The sequence below is a fragment of the Streptococcus sanguinis genome (assembly GCF_020729765.1).
Taxonomy (GTDB): domain Bacteria; phylum Bacillota; class Bacilli; order Lactobacillales; family Streptococcaceae; genus Streptococcus; species Streptococcus sanguinis_Q.
This window is the reverse complement of the sequence record NZ_JAJEPD010000010.1, coordinates 1-1,000: the sequence shown is the minus strand read 5'-3', so window position 1 is coordinate 1,000 and position 1,000 is coordinate 1. Positions and strand designations below refer to the sequence as shown.

Genomic DNA, 1,000 nt, shown 5'->3' with positions numbered 1-1,000 from the left:
TATCACCTTGACTCCTTCAATGCCATTCCAAATGGTCTCCTTTCCTAATTTCTGTATTATAGAGAATTTTCACCTATACTAGTTCGAGGAGGTGACGGACGATATATGTTTCATGCCAATATTGTTCCTATAGTTTATGATGAATATGGAGATAAGGCGTATTTAGGTAAAAAAATTGGAAATCAAACATTTGCTCATTATGATGATTTTAGTAGTATTAGACTCGATTTTAATGGCTGGGATGAAGAAATCATTGAAATAAGAGTTGGTASTGAATTTATTGATATATCTGATAGTAAATGTTTACCTGAAAATGCAAAACTTAATTCTGTTAAAGAAATTGATGAAAATATTGAAGCGCTTGTCAATGCTGGTCACCTAAAAGATGTGGTAAAAAGTGAAAAAGGTAGTCAAAAAGCGGAAATTSTCTATAATACAGAAATTARGAAAGGAGACYATTTGGAATGGCATTGAAGGAGTCAAGGTGATAGTATTAAATCCTTTCAACAAAATATACTTTTCTTAAAATTAAGGTAGAAATATCTTTAAATTACTAATTATGATATAATGTATGTAAGTAATTTGTTTGTTTGCAATTTGATTAATAAAATGGAGGAGACTGATGAAGAAAAAATTTTTTGCAATCGGAATAGCTCTAATAGTTTTAATTTCAGGAGGAGTATATTGTATGACAAAGTGGATTGAACACAAAAACTCTCCATATAATGTTAGTGATGTTTTAGACGATAAAGGAGTAAAACTTTACAAACGAGGATTTCGTTTGTTGGAAGAACAACTGGCAACTTACATTAAAGAGCATTACTCTGGTGTCAGTAAAATTGAGTTTTCGCCAATTTTTGTTCAAGGTGGGGATGGGCAGAGCATGTTTCGTGCAAATATTGTTCCTGTGATTTATGATTTACAAGGCAATAAAGCCTACTTGGGAAAAAAAATTGGTGAGAAATCCTACAGTCATTATGGTAGTTTTTGGGATGTTAGG

At 31.5% G+C, this 1,000-nt stretch carries 2 pseudogenes; both read left to right on the top strand.

Annotated elements, in window-relative coordinates:
• Nucleotides 1-63: 63 nt before the first annotated feature.
• Nucleotides 64-474: pseudogene (locus tag K4H96_RS00265) on the top strand (hypothetical protein); the annotation flags it as partial.
• Nucleotides 475-622: 148 nt separating this feature from the next.
• Nucleotides 623-1,000: pseudogene (locus K4H96_RS00260) on the top strand (hypothetical protein); the annotation flags it as partial.